Source organism: Bacillus sp. 5mfcol3.1, assembly GCF_900114335.1.
GTDB classification, from domain to species: Bacteria; Bacillota; Bacilli; order Bacillales; family Bacillaceae_G; genus Bacillus_A; species Bacillus_A thuringiensis_S.
Window position 1 is genome coordinate 1,577,299 of record NZ_FOST01000001.1, and the last position, 25,314, is coordinate 1,602,612.

Consider the following 25,314-nt stretch of genomic DNA (forward strand, 5'->3'; position numbering starts at 1 on the left):
ATGGGAGACGTTATTGATATATATGGTTTATCACCTTTGCAAAAAGGAATACTGTTTCATACTTTATACGATCAAGATGATGAACATTCTTTTTCCTATATTGTACAAGTAGGTTTCTTGCTCGGGGGGCAATTGGATGTTGCTACTTTTGAAAAAGCTTGGGAATATGTTATTCAACGACATGAGGTTCTGCGCTCAGTATTTGTTTGGGAAGAAGTAGAAAAACCTCTACAAGCAGTTTACGAACGTCTTCCTTTTACTATTCATCAAGAGGATTGGAGTACCTATTCGCATGAGGAGAAGGAGAAGAAATTACAACAGTTTTTGACTGCAGATCGTAGGAAAGGATTTTTATTGGATGAAGCACCATTGATGAGAGTCACTGCGATTAAAGAAGCAAAAGAGGAAACGAGAATTATCTGGACACATCATCATATTTTGCTAGATGGATGGAGTGTGTCATTGGTCTTTAGTGAAGTGATGGAAGTTTATCTCAAGATGATAAAGGGAGAATTGTTGAATCTTCCTAAATCTCTTCCTTATAAAAAATATATTCAATGGATAAATAAACAAGATCAAAGTCAAGCAGAGGAATTTTGGAAAGAAGAATTAAAAGGGTTCTATGCACCCACTCCATTAGCAATGGAAAGAAAGGATCAAGGACAAGAGAAGGGTTATGGAGAGTTTGCTTATCAAGTATCTGAGGAACTTACTGAGAGTTTACAAAAGTGGGTACGAAATAGTCGATTAACGTTGAATACGTTAGTACAAGGTGCATGGGCTTATTTGCTGAGTAGGTATAGCGGTGACAGTGACGTCGTATTTGGCGTAACTAGCGCTGGACGTCCTACTGATTTAATAGGAGCAGAGAATATGGTGGGGCTATTTATTAACACATTACCTACCAGAATTCGATTAACGGATAATGCATCAGTAGTAGATTGGCTTCGTAAAATACAAATGAAAGAAATGGAACGAAGACAGTATGAGTATAATTCGTTGATAGATATTCAAGGCTGGAGTGAGGTTCCGCGAAATTGCTCCTTATTTCATACCTTGTATGTGTTTGAAAATTATCCAATTCAAGGTGAGAGAAATGATGATTTAAGATTACTAGATGTTAAAAGCACGGAACAAACAAATTATCCTTTAACACTCATTGTAATGCCCGGTAAGAAAATTACTTTAAAGTTGATGTATGATCGAAGCTATTTTAATGAAGAAGCAATAAATCGGATTCAGAATCACTTATTGCAAATATTAATTCAGATGACGAAGAGCCTAGATTCAAAACTATTTGAAATTACTCATTTAACAGAAGAAGAACAAATACAGTTACTAGAGGAATGGAATCATACTCAAGTTAATTATTCGGCTGAAGGCATGATTCATACGATGTTTGAGGAGCAAGTAAAAAAAACACCGGAAGCAATCGCGGCTAGTTACGAAAATGAACAAATTACCTATAAAGAGTTGGAGAAGCGTGCAAATCAGTTAGCTCATTATTTACAAAAGCATGGTGTAGGCCCAGAGTCTCTAGTTGGGGTATATATGGAACGTTCATTACAAATGATGATAGCGTTATTAGGTATTCTAAAATCAGGAGCAGCGTATGTTCCACTTGACCCTACTTATCCAGAGAGTCGACTTCGATATATATTAGAGGATGCTGGAATCGAAGTACTAGTGACGGAAGAGAATTCTAAAAATTTGTTTGTATCTGAAAATATAGAAACGATTTGTATGAATAAAGATTACACTGCAATTGAAAAAGAAGAAACAACCCCATGTATAAGTGGTGTAACAGGAGAAAATTTAGCGTATGTTATGTATACTTCAGGATCTACAGGGAATCCAAAGGGAGTAATGATTGAGCATCATTCAGTAATTAATTATCTAGAATGGATGCAACATAAATATCCGCTTTCTGAAAAAGATGTGGTCTTGCAGAAAACGCCATTCTCATTTGATGTCTCTGTTTGGGAATTATTTTGGGGCATTCACGTTGGTGCAAGTGTATCTTTCCTACCTCCAGGTGGAGAAAAAGATCCTTCTATTATAGCTGAAGTGATTAAACAACATCAGGTTACTATAGTTCAATTTGTACCTTCGATGTTATCTGTTTTCTTAGATTACTTCAATCATATTGAATTGAACATGAATTGTTCGTCCGTACGCCATGTATTTTCTGGTGGAGAAGAACTAAGTTCAGGGTTAGTTAGACGTTTTCAACAGAAATGGGATTATAGTGGACAAGTGAAATTAACCAACTTTTATGGGCCAACTGAAGCCACTATTTATGTGAATGCATTTGATATTCAGCCTAATCAAGAATTTGTTTCTATTGGGAAGCCAATACAGAACACGCAATTATATGTATTAGACCAAAATCAACGCTTGCAATCAATAGGAACTGAAGGTGAGTTATATATTGGTGGTGTTGGTTTAGCGCGTGGATACTTAAATCGTCAGAATCTTACTGCTGAAAAATTCATTTCGCACCCATTTCAATTGGGGGAACGACTATATCGAACAGGAGATTCAGTAAGATATCTAAATGATGGAAATATAGAATTTATAGGTAGAATGGATCATCAAGTCAAAATGCGTGGTTTTAGGATTGAACTAGGAGAAATTGAAGCAACTTTAGAAAAATGTTCGTTTATTAAAGAGGCTGTCGTATTAGTTAGAGAAGATCGTCCAGGTGATCAACGATTGGTTGCATATGTAATAAGCGATGGAAATACCGAAGAGTGGAGAGAGTATTTACAAAACCAATTACCGAATCATATGATTCCAGCGCACTTTATAGAGTTAGAACATTTTCCGCTTACTCCGAATGGGAAAATTGACCGAAAGGCCTTGCCAGCACCTGATGAGCAAGCTATTGAAGATTTAAATGTGCTACCTCGGACGCCATCGGAAGAGCTTATTGCCTCGGTTTGGAGTCAAGTGTTAGGAACAGAAAATATTGGCATTCAGGATTCCTTCTTTGAACGTGGTGGGCACTCACTACTTGCTACTCAAATCGTCTCTCGATTGCAAGAACTGTTCCAAATTAAAATTCCATTACGTGAACTTTTCAAGCACGATACAGTGGAAGCATTGGCGAAACGAGTGGATCAGTTACGAAAGGAAGATAAAAAACGAAAGGTTGCTCCTCTTGTACCTATGAAACGAGAAGAAGTTATCCCACTTTCCTATGCGCAGAAACGTCTATGGTTTATTGATCAATTAATGCCAAATAGTGCTATGTACAATATTCATGCAGCGTGTCGCTTAACAGGTAAATGGTCAATTGAAGCATTGGAGGTCGGATGGAATCAATTGTTGGAGCGTCATGAATCATTAAGGACGACAATTCTAGAACAAGAGGGTGAACCTTTTCAACAGGTTCAATCTCATGTGTTCAGGCATATTCCTCAAACGAATCTAACAGATCTTTCTTTGGAAGATAGGGAAAGAGAAATGAAACGCCTTATTCAAAACGAGGCGGAGGAACCATTTCATTTTGGACAAGGTCCTCTGATTCGAACACGAATATTGAAAGTGGACAGGGAAGAATGGGTTCTCATTTGTACGATGCATCATATTATTTCAGATGGATGGTCAATGGGAATCTTACTTGAAGAATGGATGGCTTTTTATAAAGGAGCACTAACCGGAAAACCAGTGGAATTGAAGGAGTTATCTATCCAATATGCAGATTTTGTCATGTGGCAGAAGGAATGGCAAAAAGAGGAGAGTTTGAATCAGCATCTTCAATATTGGAAGGAAGAATTATCTGGGGAACTACCGGTTTTACAATTACCGATGGATCGTCCTCGACCTGCAGTTCAAACCCATCGTGGTGCAAGTCAGTCCTTAATAGTGGCGAATTCCTTACAGGAAAAGCTCAAAGATTTAAGTTTGCAAGAAGGATGCACTTTATTTATGACATTGATGGCAGCGTATCAAAGCTTCCTTTCTCGTTATACAGGACAGGACGACATTATAGTTGGAAGCCCAATCGCTAATCGAAATGTGAAAGAGATTGAGGGATTAATAGGATTCTTTGCAAATACGTTAGTTTATCGAGCTGATTTCAGTGGAAATCCGACGTTCCAAGAACTATTGTCGCAGGTAAGAAAAAAAGCGCTAAAAGCATTCGAGTATCAGGACATCCCATTTGAGAAAGTGGTAGAATCCGTAAAACCTGAACGGAATACAAGTCATTCACCAATATTCCAAACTATGTTTACTTTACAGAATACGAAACAAGAATTTCTTCAGCTATCTGAAAGACAAATGGAACTCATGAAAAGCCATGCTTCTGTTGCCAAATTTGATTTGAGTTTATTTGCTTCTGAGACGGAAGAAGGATTATCACTAACCTTTGAATATAATACTGATTTGTTTAATGATACAACCATTGAACGTATGGCAAGTCATTTTAAACATTGGTTAAATCAAATTGTCTCTCATCCAAAATGTATACTATCAGAACTGAATATGTTATCGAAAGTAGAATATAAGCAACTACTAGAGGAATGGAATGAATCAGCCGTTATAGATATAGAAGATAGTACGATTCATACAATGTTTGAAGAACAAGTGGAAAAAACACCAGAAGCAATTGCAGTAGTGTGCGAAGATGAAGAACTAACATATCGAGAGTTGGACGAACGCTCAAATCAGTTGGCACATTATTTGCAAAAAAATGGTGTAACATGCGAATCATTAGTTGGGATTTGCGTTACACGTTCATCCGAGATGATTGTCGGTCTCTTAGGAATTATGAAGGCGGGAGGAGCATATGTCCCAATTGATCCAGCGTATCCGGAAAGTCGACTGCAGTACATTTTAGAAGATGCTCAAATAAAGGTACTGGTGACACAGGAAAAGTTACAACAAAAAATGGTTATACCTCCATTCGTCAACGTCATTTGTATTGATCGTAATCGAGCAGAAATAGAACAAGAAGTTACTACGGTATGCACGAGTGAAGTGACGGGCGATAACTTAGCCTATATTATCTATACTTCAGGTTCCACTGGAAATCCAAAGGGAGTAATGATTGAGCACAGGAATACAGTAACAATGATTCATTGGGCGCATCACACGTATTCTCGAAAGGAATTAGCGGGAGTATTAGCTTCAACTTCACTATCTTTTGATTTATCCGTTTTTGAAGTATTTGTTCCCTTAACGATGGGTGGTAAGGTGATTGTCGCTGAAAATGCTCTACATCTAGACAAGTTGTCTACCAAAGGTGTGACTTTGGTTAATACTGTGCCATCGGCAGCAAAGGAACTGGTTCGAGCAAAAACAATTCCTTCTTCAGTAAAGGTAATAAATTTGGCTGGAGAACCGTTACCATATCCGCTTGTTCAAGATTTATACGAGAGAAGTACGATTGAGAAGGTGTTCAACTTATATGGACCGTCTGAAGATACTACGTATTCCACGTATATGGAATTAGAAAAGGGTGTCATGCATAGGGTACCACCAATCGGTAAACCAATCTTCAATACAGAAGTATATGTATTGAGTGCTGAACGAAAAATGGTTCCAATTGGTGTAGTTGGTGAGCTATACATTGGTGGATCAGGGTTAGCGCGTGGATATTTAAAACGCCCTGACTTAACGGAAAATCGATTTATACCGCATCCGTTTAAAGAAGACGAGCGAGTATACCGGACTGGAGATCTAGTAAGGTATTTGCCGGATGGAAATTTGGAGTATGTTGGACGAATCGATCATCAAGTAAAAATTCGTGGGTTCCGGATTGAACTAGGAGAAATTGAAGCGACATTACAAAGGCATACATTAGTTAACGAAGCTATTGTGATGGTGCGGGAAGATTATCCTGGCGATCCACGTTTGATCGCCTATGTTGTAGGAGGCGGGGATGCTCAAAAGTGGCGTGATTATCTCAAGGATCAACTACCAAATTATATGATCCCAGCCTATTTTGTTGGATTAAATGCATTTCCACTCACTCCTAATGGGAAAATTGATAGGAAGGCCTTACCAGCACCAGAGAGACAGGAGATAGCAAGTGGTTATATTGCTCCTCGTACGTCCACGGAAAAAACAATCGTTTCGATATGGCATGAAGTTTTAGGTATGGAAAACATCGGAATTCAAGATTCGTTTTTTGAAATTGGTGGCCATTCACTACTCGCTACGCAAGCTGTTTCCAATCTTAAAGAGGCTTTTGGAATCGAGATACCATTGCATGATTTATTTATGTTTCATACGGTGCAGCAATTGGCAGAACAGATTGATCAATTGCTCGATAACAAAAATCAAGAAATGCAGAATGATAGTAAGGAGAATGTAAGTCTTCAAGACTATGTTCAAAAAGAAGCAGAAGTGAGTAATGATGAAGAATTACTGGAACTACTTAAGCAATTAGAGGAGCTATCAGAGGAAGAAGCACAAGGGATATTCGAGAGTAATTTGATTGAGGAAGGGGTAAAAAAATGAGAAGTGATTTACTTGCAAAGCTGAGTTCACTTTCTCCTGAGAAGAGAGCATGGCTTCAGAAGCAAATGCAAAAAAAGGAGAATAAAGAAGCACTCCCGTTGTCTTATGCGCAACAACGTTTGTGGTTTATGGACAGATTTAACCCAAACAGTTCTTTATATAATATTCCAACAGTATGGCATCTAAAAGGAAATTGGATACCTGAAGCATTAGAGAAGGGATTCAATCGACTCATTGAACGTCATGAATCATTACGAACTGTTTTTAAAGAAGTAGGAGAACAGCCTGTGCAACAAATTCTCGAATTTCTTCCTAGAGCATTACCTGTAAGGGATTACTCTCAACTTCCTCTAGAAGTAAAAGAAAAAGAGGTAGATAGTTTAATTGCGAGAGAAGCGCAAGAACCATTTGATTTAATGAATGGTCCTTTAATTCGTAAGCAGCTTGTTCAATTAGAGAAGGATGAATGGTTATTACTGTGTACGATGCATCATATTATTTCTGATGCTTGGTCCATTGGTATATTCATGAATGAATTACTTGCTTTCTATGAAGAAGAAACGGGCGGAAATCCTGCTAAATTAAGTTCACTATCCATTCAATATGCAGACTTTGCGAAGTGGCAAAAGGAGTGGTTGCAAGGTGATGTGCTAAATCGTCAGCTTACGTATTGGCAGGAAGAATTGTCTGGTGAACTTCCTATCTTACAACTGCCAGTGGATCGACCTCGACCGGTTAAGCAGACTTACTCTGGGGCTACGCATCATGTGATTTTTCCTTATAAATTGCTTAGTCAATTGAAGGATATAAGCCGACAAGAAGGATCTACTTTATTTATGACTTTAATGGCCGCATACCAGAGCTTTCTTGCTCGTTATACAGGACAAAAAGATATTCTAGTTGGTAGCCCGATTGCAAATCGGAACCATAAGGGAGTAGAAGGATTAATTGGTTTCTTTGTTAATACGTTGGTTTATCGATCAGATTTGAGTGGCACCCCTACCTTTCGGGAGATTTTGAACCAAACAAAGAAAAAGGCGTTAAAAGCTTACGAATATCAAGATATACCATTTGAAAAAGTGGTAGAAGCTGTGCAACCTGAACGAAGCATGAGTCATTCCCCTATATTTCAGACCATGTTTACGCTACAGAATATAAAACAAGAACGACTAGATTTGCCTGATAGAAGTATTGAAATGGTAGAAAGTAATATGTCTATTGCTAAATTTGATTTGAGCTTAACTGCCTATGAAGTGGAAGAAGGTCTATTCGTCTCATTTGAATACAACACGGATTTATTTGATAGTAGTACCATTGCACGTATGGCAGGACATTTTGAGAACTGGCTAAATGAAATCACGTATCATCCAGATGAATCATATACAAAGCTGTCAATGTTATCAGATACTGAGCAAAAACAACTCCTAGAAGAATGGAATGATACGGACGTAGTTTATGGTCATGATTGTATGATTCATGAGCTATTTGAGCAACAAGTTGCACGGACACCTGATGCAGTGGCGGTAGTTTATGAGGGTGGAAAGCTAACGTATCAAGAACTAAATGAAAAATCGAATCAATTGGCACATTTTCTACAAAAACGAGGTATCGGACCTGAATCATTGGTTGGTATATGTATTGAACGTTCTCCTGATATGATTATCGGTCTCTTTGGGATTTTGAAGGCAGGTGGGGCTTATGTCCCACTGGACCCAAGTTATCCCGAAAACCGCCTGAGATACATTTTGGAGAATTCACAAATTCAAGTGCTGTTAACAAAAGAGGCACTACAGGACTGGTTACCTAAAGATATTCAAGCAATTTGTTTAGATCGGGATCAAGTAATGATTTCTAAAGAGAGTAATTTAGCTCCGGTGAGTGGAGTAACAGCAAATAACTTAGCCTATATTATATACACTTCGGGTTCGACAGGAAATCCAAAGGGGGTAATGATTGAACATCATTCTGTTATAAATCGCCTACAGTGGATGCAGAAAAAATACCCATTGTCTGAGGAGGATACAATCCTACAAAAGACACCGTTTTCGTTTGATGTTTCTGTCTGGGAATTATTTTGGTGGTCATTTGTAGGAGCACGTGTTTGTTTACTTCCACCAGGAGGAGAGAAAGATCCTGCGGTGATTGAGGAGTATATTGAACGATACCGTGTGTCCACCATGCATTTTGTTCCGTCGATGTTATCTACTTTCTTAGATTATATGGAATTATATAATTCGAAAAGGGATGTATCGTCTTTAATTCAAGTTTTTACTAGTGGAGAAGCGTTAAACACTGAACAGGTTCGCCGGTTTAAGGGGATCTTTTACAATGCTCAGCAAACAAAGTTAATTAACTTGTATGGTCCTACTGAAGCAACTGTGGATGTGACTTATTACGATTGTGATTTAGAAAAAGAACCAATGCTTATTCCGATTGGTCGTCCGATTGATAATACAGAGTTGTATGTGTTAGATCAATATCAACAAGTGGTCCCAATTGGTGTGGCAGGGGAACTTTACCTTGGAGGAGTAGGATTAGCACGTGGCTACTTCAATCGACCGGATTTAACTACTGAACGTTTTATTCCGCATCCCTTTAAGGACGGGGAACGATTATATCGAACGGGTGACTTGGTTAGATATATAAATGATCGTAACTTAGAATATATTGGAAGAATAGATAACCAAGTTAAAATTAGAGGATTCCGAATTGAATTGGGAGAAATAGAAGCAGCTTTACATGATCACTCATCTGTAAAAGAGGCAGTCGTGTTGGTGAAGGAAGATCGACCAGGAGATAAGCAGTTAGTAGCTTATGTAGTGGGTGAAGGGGATACTGGGGAGTGGCGTGAATATCTCAAGAAGCAATTACCACATTATATGGTTCCGGCATACTTTTTCCAAATTGAAGGTATGCCACTTACTCCAAATGGTAAAGTGAATCGGAAAGCATTATTGGAATTAGAAGAACAGTTCATAAGTGAAGATATTACTTCATCACGAACACCAGTGGAGGAGCTCATCGTTTCCGTTTGGAGCCAAGTGTTAGGAATAAAAAATATTAGTGTTCAGGATTCCTTTTTTGAAATCGGTGGTCATTCACTACTAGCTACTCAAGTAGTGTCACGTTTACAGGGAATTTTTCAAATCGAATTACCAGTACGTGAACTATTTGAATATACAACGGTGGAGTCACTGGCAAAGCGATTAGAACAGTTACGTAAAGGAGATAAAAAACGAGAGATTCCGCCACTAATACCAATGAAACGAGGAGAAGCTATTCCACTATCTTATGCCCAACAACGTTTATGGTTTATTGATCAATTTACACCTAATAGTGCCCTTTACAATATGCCAATGGTATGCCGTCTTACAGGGAATTGGCTACTTGAAGCATTGGAAACGGGATGGAATCAACTAATAGAACGTCATGAATCACTGCGGACGGTCTTTCAAGAAGTGAATGGTCAACCCGTACAGCAAATTGAACCGTATGCTTTTCAATCAATTCCGAAAACGGATTTAACTATGCTTTCTTCTGAAGATCAAGAAGAAGAAGTTAAACGTTTAATTCAACAAGAAACAGAAGTGCCATTTGATTTAACAGAGGGTCCATTAATCAGGACAAGTATTTTGCACGTGGGAGAGGAAGAATGGATACTCCTTTGTACTCTACATCATATCGTTTCAGATGGATGGTCAATGGGAATCCTACTTGAAGAATGGATGGCATTTTATGAGAAAGCAACGGATGGAAAGGTAGCGGAACTTGAACCATTACCGGTTCAATATTCCGACTTTGCTCAGTGGCAAAAAGGATGGCTAAAGGAGGAGGTGCTTGATCAACAACTCCAATACTGGAGGGAAGAATTGTCTGGGGAGCTTCCTGTACTCCAACTTCCTGTGGATCGCCCGCGTCCCGCAATACAAACTCATCACGGGTCGACATACACTATGGTTCTGCCAAGCACGCTACATGATAAATTGAATGAACTTAGTCGAAAAGAAGGGGCTACGCTCTTCATGACGCTTTTAGCTGCATATCAAAGTTTTCTATCTCGTTATACGGGACAAGAAGATATTCTGGTCGGAAGCCCAATTGCGAATCGGAACTATAGAGAAATTGAAGGACTAATTGGTTTCTTCGTTAACACACTGGTTTATCGAGCTAATTTGAGTGGTAGACCGACATTTCAAGATGTACTGTATCAGGTTCGTCAAAAGGCATTGAAGGCGTATGAATATCAAGATATTCCATTTGAAAAAATTGTAGAAGTTGTGCAACCGGAGCGAAGTACAAGTCATTCGCCAATCTTCCAGACTATGTTCATCTTGCAAAATATGAAACAAGAGTTACCGGTGTTATCTAGTAGAAGTATTGAAATGATAGAAAGCCATAGTCCAATTGCAAAGTTTGATTTAAGTGTAATGGCAGTTGAGACGGAAGAGGGATTACTTTTTACTTTTGAGTACAATAAGGATTTATTCAATGCTACTACTATTGAACGGATGGCAGGACACTTTGAGAAATGGCTACATGAAGTTTCTCATCGCCCACAAAATCCGTTGCATGACCTGAGCATGCTATCAGAACCCGAACGTACTTTGTTATTAGAAACATGGAATGACACTGTAATGGAAATGTCTCATCAGGGTCTTATTTGCGACAGATTTGAGGAGCAAGTAGCAAGGCGTCCGGATGCGATTGCGGTAGTTGATCAAACAAAACAGTGGACTTATGGTGAACTGGATACACAAGCAAATCAGTTGGCAAATGTTTTACGGCGAAAGGGAGTAGCCCCAGAGTCAGTGGTAGGAGTTTATCTTCCGAGGTCAGCTGAGCTAATGGCAAGTTTACTAGGCATTTTAAAAGCTGGTGGAGCTTATGTTGTTTTAGATCCGTTATATCCAAAATCAAGGTTAGAATACATGATTGAAGATGCAGGAATTCAATTTGTAGTGACGGCGGAAGGACAAGAAGGACATTTCGCACACGTCGAAATGGTGAGGTTAGAAGAACTAACAGTGGAAAGCGTAATCGCACCTACACGTCAAATAAATCCAGAGAACTTAGCCTATATTGTTTATACCTCTGGTTCTACAGGAAAACCGAAGGGTGTCATGGTTGAAAATCGCTCATTAATGAATATGGTTTCTTGGCATCAAGAAGTTTATCATATTTCAGCAGAGGATCGTGCGACTCAGATTGCAGGGGTTGCTTTTGATTCGGCTGTCCAGGAGATTTGGCCGTATCTAACTGCTGGCGCAGCACTCTACTTGTCAACAGAGGAACTGAGAATTAATCCAGAAGCACTAAGGGACTGGCTCATTGATTCACGAATAACAGCTAGTTTTGCACCTACGCCTATTCTGGAAAGACTCTTGAAATTATCTTGGCCAGATAAAATGGATCTTCGTTTTATCATTACTGGTGGGGATCAATTAACGCAGTATCCATCTAGCGATATTCCTTTTGCGGTAATTAATCAGTATGGTCCATCGGAAAATACCGTTGTTACTACAGATTGTTACGTACCTGTAGGGGTGACAACAGGTACGCCATCGATTGGTCGACCGATTGCGAATACAGAAGTTTATGTGTTAGATTCTCATCTTCAGCTAGTACCAATTGGTGTAATTGGAGATCTCTATATTGGAGGGAAGAGTCTTGCACGTGGATATGCTAATCGTCCGGATCTTACAAAGGAAAAATTTATTCCACATCCTTTCAAGTCAGGAGAACGTCTCTATTATACAGGAGACAAAGCAAGTTATCTTTCTGATGGTAATCTCCAGTTCCATGGACGTATAGATGACCAAGTAAAAATTCGTGGTTTCCGGATTGAATTGGGAGAAATAGAAGCTGTTTTGCAGGCACATTCTTCTGTGAAAGAAGCAGTTGTATTGGTACGAGAGGATAATCAAGGTGATAAGAGATTAGTAGCTTATGTAGTTGGTGAAGGAAGTGTCCATGAATGGCGAGAACATCTACAAACACATTTACCAAATTACATGGTTCCAACAAACTTTATTGAGATGGAATTTTTACCACTTACACCGAATGGAAAGCTTGATTTGAAGGCATTGCCTATACTTAGTGAACAATCCGCTGAAAATACTGTATACCCAAGAACTCCGCTGGAAGAACTTATTGCTTCAGTGTGGAGTCAAGTGCTAGGAATAAGAGACATTGATGTTCAGGATTCATTCTTTGAGCTCGGTGGTCACTCTCTACTTGCTACACAAGTGGTCTCACGCTTACAGGAAGTCTTTCAAATCAAATTGCCAGTACGTGAACTGTTCGAATATTCAACGGTCGAAGCATTATCGAAACGAATAGATCAGTTACGTAAGGGGAGCGAAAAACGAGAAATTCCACCATTGATGCCGATGGAACGAGGGGGAAATATTCCACTGTCTTATGCCCAACAGCGCTTATGGTTTATTGATCAATTTGCACCTAATAGTGCACTTTATAATATGCCAATGGCATGCCGTCTTACAGGGAATTGGTTACCTGAGGCATTGGAGTTGGGATGGAATCAGTTGATAGAGCGTCATGAATCTTTGCGGACTGTATTTTATGAAGAGGATGGCCATCCTATGCAGCAGATTCAACCGTACGTTTTCCGTCCGCTTCTGCAAATGGACTTAACTAAGCTTTCATTAGAGGAGCGAGAAAGAAAGTTGGAGCAATGGATTCAAACTGAAGTCGAATCTCCATTTGATTTAGAAAAAGGGCCATTGTTCCGTGGGAAACTCATAAGAATTTCAGAAGAAGAATGGGTTCTTCTGTGTAATATGCATCATATTATCTCAGATGGATGGTCGATGGAAATCTTGCTTCAAGAATGGATGGCATTTTATGAGAATACGATTGGTGAAAAACAAGCAGAGCTGGAACCACTACCAGTTCAATATGCCGATTTTGCTCAGTGGCAAAGAGAATGGTTGAAAGATGAAGTACTATATCAACAACTTGCGTATTGGAAGGAAGAATTATCCGGTGAGTTACCAGTCTTAATGTTGCCAATGGATCGTCCGCGTCCGCCAGTGCAAACCCACCATGGATTAACTCATAATGTTTTGTTATCGCGCTCATTACTGGATAAATTAAACGAACTAAGTCGTCAAGAAGGGGCCACACTTTTCATGACCTTATTGGCATCGTATCAAAGTTTCCTTGCTCGTTATACGGGACAAACGGATATTATTGTTGGCAGCCCAATTGCAAATCGAAATTATCGAGAAATTGAAGGGCTGATTGGTTTCTTTGTCAATACATTGGTTTATCGCGCTGATTTAAGTAATGCACCGGCATTTCAAGAGTTGTTGTCTCAAGTGCGGATAAAAGCATTGAAGGCGTATGAGTATCAAGATGTTCCGTTTGAGAAAATTGTAGAGGTTATCCAACCTGAACGAAATACAAGCCATTCTCCGATTTTCCAAACCATGTTTACTTTGCAAAATACGGGACAGAAGCTACCAGAACTACATGGAAGAAATATAGAAGTAATGGAAAGTAATGCTCCTATCGCTAAGTTTGATTTAAGTTTAACTGCTGCAGAAGTGGAAGAGGGTTTATTACTTACTTTTGTTTATAGAACTGATTTATTTGACAGCTTAACTATTGAATCCATGGCTGAACATTTTGGGAACTGGTTGAATGTAATCGTGGAGAATCCTGATAAAGCATTAGCTAAGTTGCCTATATTGTCAGGATTACAGCAAAAACAGTTGGAGGAGTGGAATAATGATGCTGTAGCATATCCACAGGAAAGTACAATTCATCAGCTGTTTAAAGAGCAAGTAAATCGTACACCTGATGCGGTAGCAGTGGTAGATGAAAAACAGCAGTTAACGTATCGAGAGCTGAATGAAAAAGCTAATCAATTGGCCCACTATCTTCAGCAATGCGGGATTGGGAATGAATCATTGGTTGGACTTTGCTTTGAGCGTTCAGTTGAGATGATTGTTAGTATTATGGGGATTTGGAAGGCTGGAGCAGCCTATGTTCCATTAGACCCATCATATCCAGAAAGTCGTCTACGATATATTTTGGAGGACACTGGAATTCAAGTATTAGTTACGAACGAGTCATTGGAAGACTGGATACCTAAAGAAATCAAGATAGTTTGTCTAGATAGGGATCAAGCAATGATTTCACAAGAAAGCATTCTTTCACCAAAATGTGAAGTAACAGGAGAAAACTTAGCGTATGTTATCTATACTTCAGGATCAACGGGGAATCCAAAGGGTGTCTTGATACAGCATCATTCTGTACTAAACTTGTCGCATGGTTTACAAAAAGAAGTTTTCGAACATGAGATACCATCTAACATGCATGTCGGTTTAAATGCGTCAATTGCCTTTGATGCATCTATCCAGCAATTACAAATGCTGCTTTATGGTTCAAGTTTGTATATTATTCCGAATGAAGTACGAAGTGATCCGGAGCAGTTTGTAGCTTATATTAGGGAGAACAAGTTAGAAATCTTTGATATAACACCTTCATTGCTTCAATTACTTATAGATGCCGGATTGTTAGAAACGTGTGATGGCGTTCATGTTCCAAGTAAGGTACTGGTTGGTGGTGAAGCAATTATGCCGTCATTATGGGAACAGCTAGTAGAGACTGATAAAATACAGTTTTATAATGTATATGGTCCTACAGAATGTACGGTTGATGCAACATGCTATCATATCAAAAAAGATAGTAAGAGAGTAACAATTGGGCGTCCATTGCCTAACGTCCAAACTTATGTATTAGATAGTAATAGGTTGCCAGTTCCAGTTGGTGTGATGGGGGAACTTTATATCGGAGGAGTAGGTCTAGCAAAGGGGTACTTGAATCGTCCAGAGTTAACATCCGAACGATTTATTTCTCATCCATTCAAAGAAGGCGAGAGGTTATATAGAACAGGCGATCTTGTGAGATATCTTCCTGATGGTAATATAGACTACTTAGGAAGAATGGATAATCAAGTGAAGATTAGAGGATTTCGAATCGAACTTGGGGAGATTGAGTCGACTTTACAAGAGCATGACTTGGTAAAAGAGGTAGTTGTAATAGTTAGGGAAAATCAGTCGGGAGATAAGAGGTTAGTAGCTTATGTAGTGGGCGAAGGTAGTGTAGAAGAATGGCGAGAGTATCTTAAAACAAAACTGCCAATCCATATGATACCTTCCTACTTTGTCGAAATGAAAGAATTACCGCTAACCATAAATGGAAAGGTTGATCGGAAATCGTTACCTATACCAGATTATCAAGGAATACAAGAAGGCTACGCGGCCCCAAGAAATGAACGTGAACATAAGCTTTCTATCATTTGGGAACGTGTGCTAGGTTCAAAACGTATTGGTATTTATGATAACTTTTTTGAAATTGGTGGAGATTCAATTCTTAGCATCCAGATTGTCTCTCGCGCAAAGCAAGCTGGTTTACAGTTGACACCAAAACAACTATTTGAACACCAAACGATTGCTGAGTTGGCGCAAGTAGTCAAAGAAGAACAAGGTGTACAAGCTGAACAAGGAATTATAACTGGAGAGACGATACTTACACCTATTCAGCAAAGGTTTTTTGCACAAAATCATCCTAATCCACATCATTGGAATCAATCCATGTTCTTTAGAACGAAAGAAAAATTGGACATAGGATCACTGGAAAAGGCAGCGCGTAACCTTCTACTTCATCATGATGCCCTGCGTTTAAGATATGAACGTTTACCTAATGGGACTTGGGAACAGTGGAATGAAGGAATTGAAGAACAATTGATGCTGACTGTCATTTCATTAGACGAAGTGCCGGAAGCGGATTGGCATGAAGTTATTCAAAAAGAGATTAATGTTGCACAAGAAAGATTGAATTTACATGATGGTCCTTTAATGAGAATGGTGTATTTTGATGAAGGTGAGGAGACTGGTCGATTATTTTGGACAATTCATCACTTAGCCGTGGATGGTGTTTCTTGGCGAATTTTATTGGAAGATTTGCAAACAGCATATACGCAAGCGGTCCAAGGGCAAAAAATTCAATTACCTATGAAGAGTACATCTTTTAAAGAATGGTCGGAGAAATTACAACATTACGCTCAAACTGGAATATCAAAAGAAGTGCTACATTACTGGGAGCAGCAGGTTGAACAAGACGTAGTTATACTGCCAGTAGATGGTACTATAAGTAATCCAGTAAGCGCAGTAACTGAGGAAATTACTGTGGTGTTAAACGAGAATGAGACCCGTATGTTATTGCAAGAGACTTTAAGCACTCACCGTGTCCAAATCAATGAAGTATTATTAGCAGCATTGGTACAAGCTACAGCAGCATGTACGGGGCAGCCGATATTAAGCGTAGATTTAGAGGGACATGGTCGAGAAGAGATTATTGAAGATGTTGATTTATCGAGAACCGTGGGATGGTTTACAAGTATTTACCCAGTTCATTTAAATATTACTAATGCTAATACGCCAATTGCAGCATTAAAAGCAGTTAAAGAACAAGTTCGCAAAATTCCTAATAAGGGTGTTGATTATGGGGTGTTGCGTTACATGAACACAACAATGTGTGAGCCATTAAGCTCCCAATATACACCGTCTATTAGTTTTAACTATCTTGGACAATTTGACCAAATGTTTTCTAGCGATGCAATGTTTATTCCAGAGAACAAATTTAAGCGTTTAGATCATGCTGCCGGTTCCAAGCGATCGCATGTAATTGATGTAATTGGGGTTGTAACGGATGGAAAACTTCAGTTCACTTGGGTATACAATGTTGGACAATTTGCCAAATCAACGATTCAAAGTATTGCACAGAATATGCTATATCAACTGAGTAGATTGATTCAATCTTCAGATAGAGAATCTGCACTGACCATTTCGGATTTTGCAATGGCTAATCTTAGCCAAGAAGGTTTGACAAATGTACTAAATAAAATGCATCGTGGAAAGAAAAATCAGATTACTGATTTATATCCACTATCACCTTTGCAAGAAGGTATGATCTTCCACACATTGCATGATCAAGGGGATGAACATGTTGCACCGTATATAGTGCAATTGAGTTTTATGATTCAAGGGGAAATGGATATTCCTACTTTTGAGCAGGCTTGGAAATCTGTAATTCAGCGGCATGAAATTTTTCGTACAGCATTTGTATGGGACGAAATTGAAAAACCTGTACAAGTGGTGTATGAAAATATCCCATTTAAAGTGAACAAAGAAGACTGGCGTACAATGACAAGTGAAGAGATAGCGGAAAAAAGAAAAGTCTTTTTGGCATTAGATCGAAAACAAGCCTTCCAATTTGATGAAGCACCATTGATGCGGGTAACAGTCATTCAAGAAGGTGAGGAAGAATATCGGATTGTTTGGACCCATCACCATATTTTACTGGATGGATGGAGTTTACCATTGGTCTTTAATGAATTACTTACAGTCTATCAGAAGAGAATGAATGGAGAAGCTGTAAAGTTACCTAAGTCCTCACCATATAAGAAATATATCCAATGGTTAAGAGAACAAGATAAGGAGCAGGCGGAACAATTCTGGAGAGAGAAGCTAAAAGGTTTTACTGCGCCAACTTTGCTGGGCTTAGAAAGTAAAGAGGAAGAAAAAGGTTACACAGAGAAGGTTACGTATTTATCAGAAGAGCAGACTCAAGCGTTACAAGGATGGGCGAAACGCAATAAACTTACTTTGAGTACAGTAATTCAAGGGGCATGGGCATATCTCATGAGCCGATATAGTGGAGAAAATGACATTGTTTTTGGTGTAACAAGCTCAGGGCGTTCTACGGAGATTATTGATGTTGAAAACATCGTAGGTCCTTTCATTACAACGTCACCGACGCGAATTCAATTGATGGATGATATAAAATTAATAGATTGGTTGCAGAAGATACAAGAGGAAGAGATAGAAAGAAGACAATATGAGTATGCTTCTTTGACAGAGATTCAGGGGTGGAGTGAAGTTCCTAGAGGAATACCGCTGTTCAATAGTTTATATGTGTTTGAAAATTATCCAGTGAAAGAGGAGTCTTCAGAAAATCTGGAAATTGGTGAATTGGAAGGGGTAGAACAAACCCACTACCCATTAGGGTTAGCTGTAGTTCCAGGAATCCAGTTATCGTTAAAGTTAATGTATGACCGTAGTAAGTTTAATAGAGTAACCATTGAACGAATGCTGGGTCATTTACACCAAGTGTTAATGCAAATGCTCAAAAACATTGATCAAAATCTATCGGAGCTAGTATATATTACGGAAGCTGAACAAAGAAAGCTATTGGAAGAATGGAATAATAATACTATATCCTATCCACGTCAAAATGTAATTCATCAACTATTCGAAGAGCAAGTAAATCGTACACCTGACGCGTTGGCAGTAGTAGATGAAAAACAGCAACTAACATATCGAGAGCTGAATGAAAGAGCTAATCAATTAGCCCATCATTTACAGAAATGTGGAATTGGGACAGAGTCATTAGTTGGCCTCTGCTTTGATCGATCAGTTGAGATGATTGTTGGTCTCATGGGAATTTGGAAGGCTGGAGCAGCCTATGTTCCATTGGATCCATCGAATCCAGAAAGCCGCCTGCAATATATTTTACAAGACACGGGAATTAAAGTTTTAGTTACAAATGAGGTATTACTAGGATGGATACCTAAAGACATCAAGACAGTTTGCCTAGATAGGGACCAAGCAATGCTTTCTCAAGAAAGCAAACTTTCACCAATATGTGAGGTAACAGGGGAAAACTTAGCGTATGTTATCTATACTTCTGGTTCGACAGGGAATCCAAAGGGGGCTTTAGTACAGCACCATTCTGTAATAAACCTATCCTATGGTTTACAAAAAGAAGTTTTCTCACATGACATACCTAGTAATATGCGCGTCGGTTTGAATGCGTCAATTGCCTTTGATGTATCTATTCAGCAATTACAAATGTTGCTTTATGGTTCAAGTTTATATATTATCCCAAGTGAAGTTCGCACTAATCCGGAACAATTTGTGTCCTATATTAGGGAGAATAAATTGGAAATGTTTGATATGACACCTTCATTACTTCAATTACTTATAGATGGAGGATTGCTAGAAATAAGTGCTGATGTTCATGTACCAAGTAAGATATTAGTCGGTGGTGAAGCAATTATGCCGTCATTATGGGAACAGCTAGTAGAGACAGAAAAAATTGATTTTTATAATGTATACGGTCCTACAGAATGTACGGTTGATGCAACATGCTATCATATCAAAAAAGATAGTAAGAGAGTAACAATTGGCCGTCCGTTGCCGAACGTTCAAACTTATGTATTAGATAAAAATTTGTTACCTGTTCCAGTTGGTGTAACAGGTGAGCTATATATTGGGGGTGCAGGTATAGCGAGAGGATACTTGAATCGCCCAGAATTAACAGCAGAGCGATTCATCCGTCATCCATTTAATGAAGAAGAACGTTTATATCGTACGGGAGATTTGGTTCGTTATTTACCTGATGGTAATTTAGATTACTTGAGAAGAATTGATAATCAAGTGAAAATTAGGGGCTTTCGTATTGAACTTGAAGAGATTGAAGCGAGTATAGAGAGGCATCCATTGGTAAAAGAAGCAGTAGTTTTGGTAACAGAGGATAAATTAGGAGAGCAGAGATTGGTTGCTTATGTAGTTGGAGATGTTAGTATGCATGAGTGGCGTGAGTATCTCAAGACACAAGTACCAAATTATATGGTTCCCGCTCACTTTATTAAGGTAGACGAGATTCCTCTTACAACAAATGGCAAAGTTGATCGAAAGGCATTGAACAATTTAACTATTCATAGAGAAAATAACTTCTCTACACCAATCATTCCAAGGGATGAAATTGAATATCAGTTGATTAAAATCTGGCAGGATGTGTTACAGATAGAAGATGTTTATGTAAATGATGATTTCTTTAATAGAGGAGGACACTCTCTCCTTGTAATTAAATTAGTTTCAAAAATTAGGGAGAAGTTTGGAAAAGAGATTAAGGTGTCTACATTGATTAAGAATCCAACAGTGGAAGGAATCGCATGCCTTATTCGTGATAAGCATGATATGACGAAATCAGTAGCAGCGCTAGTTTCACTACAAGAATCAGAGAAAAGACCTTTCTTCTGCGTTCATCCGTTTATGGGGAATGTATTCTGTTACATTCAACTAGCAAGATTGCTTAAGAGCCATTGTTCATTTTATGGTTTACAGAATCCTCTTATAGAAAAGAAAGAAATTGACGAGTTAACTTTGCCGGAAGTAATTCAACTTTACATCGAAGAAATAAAACGTGTTCAGCCAGAAGGTCCATATCGTCTTGGAGGATGGTCTTTAGGCGGTGCGATTGCTTATGAAATCGCAACTGTACTAAGGAGTCAAGGTGAGGAAGTTGAGTTGTTGATACTAATGGATACTAAAGTACCTTCAGAGCAGGACTATAAAACAACGGAGGATATGCTCTCATATATATATGAGCATTTCATTCCTAGAGATTTTACTGAGCAGGAAGAAGGCCTCTTCCATAAACAAGATATGCTTGTAGAGCGATTAATTATGGAAGGAGTACTCCCGCCTGATGCAGATCTTATCAATTTGAAGCAAGTTATCAATGCTCATAGGAAATGCCTGAATATAATGGCAGAGCATGATTTAATACCATACTCTGGAGAAGTTCTCTACTTTAGTGCTGAGGAAGGAAAAGAGTTGTTTACAGATTGGGGACCTTTATTAAAAGGAAGAGTAAATAAGTATTCTGTCCCTGGATCACATGAGGAAATAGTAGACTTCCCCGCAGTTGAAAAGATAGCTAAGTACCTATTAAATGAATTTGAAGAGATAAAAGAAACATCCCTTTCATTAACTGAAAAGTAGAGAGCGCAAAAGATGCAACGCAATGAACGAAAAGGGGAGACCAATACCTGCATGCATATCAAGTGTAGGGAATAATGAATATATTAAGAGCATTACTTTTTAAGGGGATAATGTAAAAAGTAATTGGTAGAGACATAGAAATCTTTGTAATAGAAGCGAATGCCTGATGATATTACTGAGGAAAGGTGCATATTTTCATTGATATGTAAATATGCACCTTTCCTATTGTATATGCAATTTAGTAATGTGAATTTGAATTTATGTAACGTTCATATATGAAGTAATTCTTTAAAAAAGGACGTGATTTATCATACAAATTCAAGCTGTGAAAATACCAAAGAATATTGAAAGTCATTTGTTTAAGCAACTTAGTAACTTAGTTTCAAATGAGAAGAAAGAACGAATGAAGCGTTTATTAAATTCATGCGACATTAATAGGACCCTGATAGGAGATTTACTAATCCGATCTCTAATCTGCCAAAAGTATAAAATTAATAATGAAGAAATTAGATTTATATATAATGAGTATGGAAAACCTTTTGTTGAAAACTTTTCTGACTTTCATTTTAATCTGTCACATTCAGGAGAATGGGTGGTTTGTACTACTGCTAATTTTAATGTGGGTATTGATATAGAAAAGATTTCAGAGATAGAGGCTCTTAAATTAGCAAATGAATTTTTTTCAGAGGAAGAATTTTATGATATATCTAATATAAATTCTGATGAACAAATTAATTATTTTTATGATTTATGGACATTAAAAGAAAGTTATATAAAAACGATTGGAAAAGGGCTTTATATCCCGTTAAATTCATTCTCTATAAAAAAAGAGTCACCAACTTTAATTTCATATAAGTATATACCTCAAAACTTTTACTTTAGACAATATAACATTGAGCCAAATTATAAGGTATCTGCTTGTGCAACAAGGGATGAATTTCCGCAAGAGATAATAATTAAAGACATTTATGCAATTTTCCAAACTATATACAAATTTGAAAGTAAGGAGAAAATCAATGCAGAAGACTAAACTTTTTTGCTTTCCACATGCTGGGGGATCCGCGTTTAGTTACGCAAAATGGAAAAATTACTTTAATCCATATATTGAGGTAGTCCCGATAGAGTTAGCTGGTAGAGGATATAGAATTGAAGAAAGTTTGTACGGAAGTATGGAAGAAGCGGTAAATGATGTCTATAATAATATCGTTATGCAGATAGATGATTCGCCATATATTTTATTTGGGCATAGTATGGGAAGTTTGATTGCCTATGAAGTAGCTAGAAAAATACAAGATTCTAAAAGCGTATTGCCTAAATTTCTTGTCTTATCCGGTAGAAATCATCCAAATAGTAAAATAAAAAACATCCGACATAATCTTTCTAACGAACAATTTAAAAGAGAAGTTATTGCAATGGGAGGTACACCATCTGGGGTACTGCAATCAGAAGAATTAATGAAGATTTTTCTCCCTATTCTAAGAGCAGATTTTAAAATCGTTGAGACGTATATTCATGACAAAAATACACAACCATGTGATATTGATTTTCTTATATTTAATGGGGAAAATGATGAATTTACTACATATGATCAAGTAATAAAATGGGAACGATACACAAGTAAAACGTGTACTTTTCATTCTTTTGAAGGTAATCATTTCTTTCTAAATGAAAATATTGAAGAAATAGCAAATAGTATTATAGGAAAGTTTAATTCTAAAAGATTATCAACTAGTTTTTAGAGATTTTCTTTGATCATCAGACAGTCGTTGGATAACTGGTGAGTTAATTGATGCAATTTGTGGATCTTGCTTATAATGCTAATTGTAAGTATTATATACTTTAAAACCAAAACTTTCCCAATTTAATGTTGAGAAAGTTTTGGTTTTTATTATTCTAGTAGTAATCACTTTTTAAAGTTATAGAAATTTAAAAATAAAGTATTGTATACATGTAAGTATGATTAAAAATAAAAAGTTGTAAATGCTAAATTTAATTAAATACGCCTTACTCTCTTTAACATTGGCCTGAATGAATAGTTTATAGGAGATTACACTGGCTAAAGATGCGATAATTGTTCCAAGCCCTCCAATATTTACTCCTAGTAATAAAGCTTTCCAATCAGAAGTAAAGTTTGATAGAAGAATTGAAGTAGGAAAATTGCTAATCAATTGACTCAAAAATATGGAACTAAAGAAGACTGAAGTATCTCCTCTTAAATTAGCGCGAGCAAATGTCTCCAGCGCATCCGAATGGGAAATGTTTCCGATAAAAATAAAAAAACCGACAAAGGTTATTAGAAGAAAGTAATCGATCTTAAATAGTAAGTTTCTATCTAACGTAAATGCTGCTATCAATGTGACTATTAGCGCAATGTAATAATCAATGACACCAAAAATAGATGCAATGATAGTGATAAGTATCAAAATCCAGATGGTAGCTTTTTTTCGATTTTTCACGGTAATTACAGGTAGTTCTATTTTTAAATCTGTTTTTTGAAGTTTTTGAGTAAATATAAATAACAAACTAATTCCAAGTACAGCTAAAAGCAGGATTGAACCTAAAAATGGGATGAGCTTAATTCCATAGTAAGAATATAGGTATAAATTTTGTGGGTTTCCCATAGGCATCAAGCTACTACCGATGTTTGCCGCAATTGTCTGCAAGATGATTGTATCCATCATGTTCATTTGTGTTTTTTTACTAATGACAAGTGTTATTGGTACAAAAGTGAGGAGGGCGACATCATTTGTTACAACCATGGAGCAAATAAAGCATAACAAAATTAGAATAATAGATATTGACCTGCTGTTATTGCATTTATTTAAAATCGCAACGGCAAGTTTGTCTAATATCTTTAGCTGTTCCAAGGCTTTAATGGCCACCATTAGATTAAATAAGCTAATTAACACTTCAAAGTTAATATATTCGAACCTTGGCGAATGTATTAAGCAGCTTACAATTGCTAATATTAGTGAAATGGTAAGTACTAAATCCTTTTTTAAAAATTCGAATTTCATAAGGAGTCTTTTTTTATTTTGAACGAATACTATTTCTTTCACAATACACCACCTGTAATCTATGTTAGTAAATATACGTTTTTTGGGATAACTCGATATTGCTAGAAAAGAGGATGACATAAGGTCCTAAATAAGAGTTTTGTAATGTTTCATCCCTTCAACAAAATCCTTTTTTGCTAAGTGTCTGTAATGTTGTAAATATGTGCAATATAGAGGAATCCCACTAGGGGGATTAATTGAGAAAACAAATGTTTTTTGTATGATACCATAAATAAATTAAATGTTTTATTTTTTAAATATTCTTATAATATTTCGTTGATTCTTGATTTCAAATCCTTTATATGAACTTCTAAAAGAGAAAAGTATGCATGTTTTTATGAAGAAAATAGAGGCTTGTCAAAGGCTAGGTAGAACGGAATCTGCGACGTTTGGATACTGTATAAAATTCACAAAATCTCAGTGTTTTTTAGATGAAAAAAACTTAAAATATTTTTTGTTTTTATAAAAATCTGTACTTTTTCGTAACATTCTGTACTTTTAATTATAAATTAAAGACAAGGTTTTCTTAGTTGAATAGTGAAAGCGCTTTATAGATTTTTCGCGAAGTTTTTACCTAGCCTATTTTTGAGATTAGTAGTGAGAAAGGAGATATTTCCATGTTCTTGAGACAATTAACAAAAAAACACTTAACCACTATTGATTATTATGATTTAAATCACCGGTAAACGAAACAAACATAATAGTACAACAATGTTAGTGGATAAAAATATTAGTTTGCAGAAAGGGGTAGAGCATCCGTTTGTATAAGCGTTAAGTACTTCAAAATTTCAGTTTTACGGTTACATGTTGTGATGTTTGCTTAAACAGGCCAATCCGATTAATATAGAAAATTTTTATCCTTGTTGTATTTGAATATAAAAGAGGTATTTATACCAGGAAATATAGGT

The 25,314-nt window shown here is 37.3% G+C and carries 5 protein-coding genes and 1 pseudogene; 5 read left to right on the forward strand and 1 reads right to left on the reverse strand.

The window, feature by feature from the left end:
- The 5 genes and pseudogenes from BM089_RS08215 to BM089_RS31880 form a co-directional block, all read left to right on the forward strand.
- Complete coding sequence (locus BM089_RS08215; RefSeq protein WP_090976608.1) at window positions 1–6,471, forward strand: non-ribosomal peptide synthetase; 6,471 nt, start codon at window positions 1–3, stop codon at window positions 6,469–6,471.
- A complete protein-coding gene (locus BM089_RS08225) occupies window positions 6,468–21,350 on the forward strand; it encodes a non-ribosomal peptide synthetase (protein ID WP_139213232.1) in 14,883 nt (4,960 codons plus the stop codon). The genes BM089_RS08215 and BM089_RS08225 overlap by 4 nt, the downstream gene beginning before the upstream one ends.
- Before the next feature lie 403 nt (window positions 21,351–21,753).
- Entirely contained in the window at window positions 21,754–22,380 is a 627-nt protein-coding gene (locus tag BM089_RS08230; RefSeq protein WP_175495685.1) for a 4'-phosphopantetheinyl transferase family protein, read from the forward strand.
- Window positions 22,367–23,089: a thioesterase II family protein gene (locus BM089_RS08235; protein WP_090976614.1), complete on the forward strand. Its 723-nt coding sequence runs from the start codon at window positions 22,367–22,369 to the stop codon at window positions 23,087–23,089. Before BM089_RS08230 ends, BM089_RS08235 begins: the two co-directional genes overlap by 14 nt.
- A gap of 4 nt (window positions 23,090–23,093) precedes the next feature.
- Window positions 23,094–23,165, forward strand: a pseudogene (locus BM089_RS31880) (short-chain dehydrogenase); the annotation flags it as partial.
- Between the two features lie 101 nt (window positions 23,166–23,266).
- On the opposite strand, the gene BM089_RS08240 reads toward BM089_RS31880, so the two are convergent.
- On the reverse strand, window positions 23,267–24,409 hold the full coding sequence (locus tag BM089_RS08240; RefSeq protein WP_061661049.1) for an anion transporter: 1,143 nt from the start codon (window positions 24,407–24,409) through the stop codon (window positions 23,267–23,269).
- Window positions 24,410–25,314: the final 905 nt, after the last annotated feature.

What these genes read in the sequence shown, in the direction of transcription:
- BM089_RS08225 (WP_139213232.1), top strand. Translation starts at nt 6,468, where the DNA reads ATGAGAAGTGATTTACTTGCAAAGCTGAGTTCACTTTCTCCTGAGAAG.
- BM089_RS08215 (WP_090976608.1), top strand. Translation starts at nt 1, where the DNA reads ATGGGAGACGTTATTGATATATATGGTTTATCACCTTTGCAAAAAGGA.
- BM089_RS08230 (WP_175495685.1), top strand. Translation starts at nt 21,754, where the DNA reads ATGAAGCGTTTATTAAATTCATGCGACATTAATAGGACCCTGATAGGA.
- BM089_RS08235 (WP_090976614.1), top strand. Translation starts at nt 22,367, where the DNA reads ATGCAGAAGACTAAACTTTTTTGCTTTCCACATGCTGGGGGATCCGCG.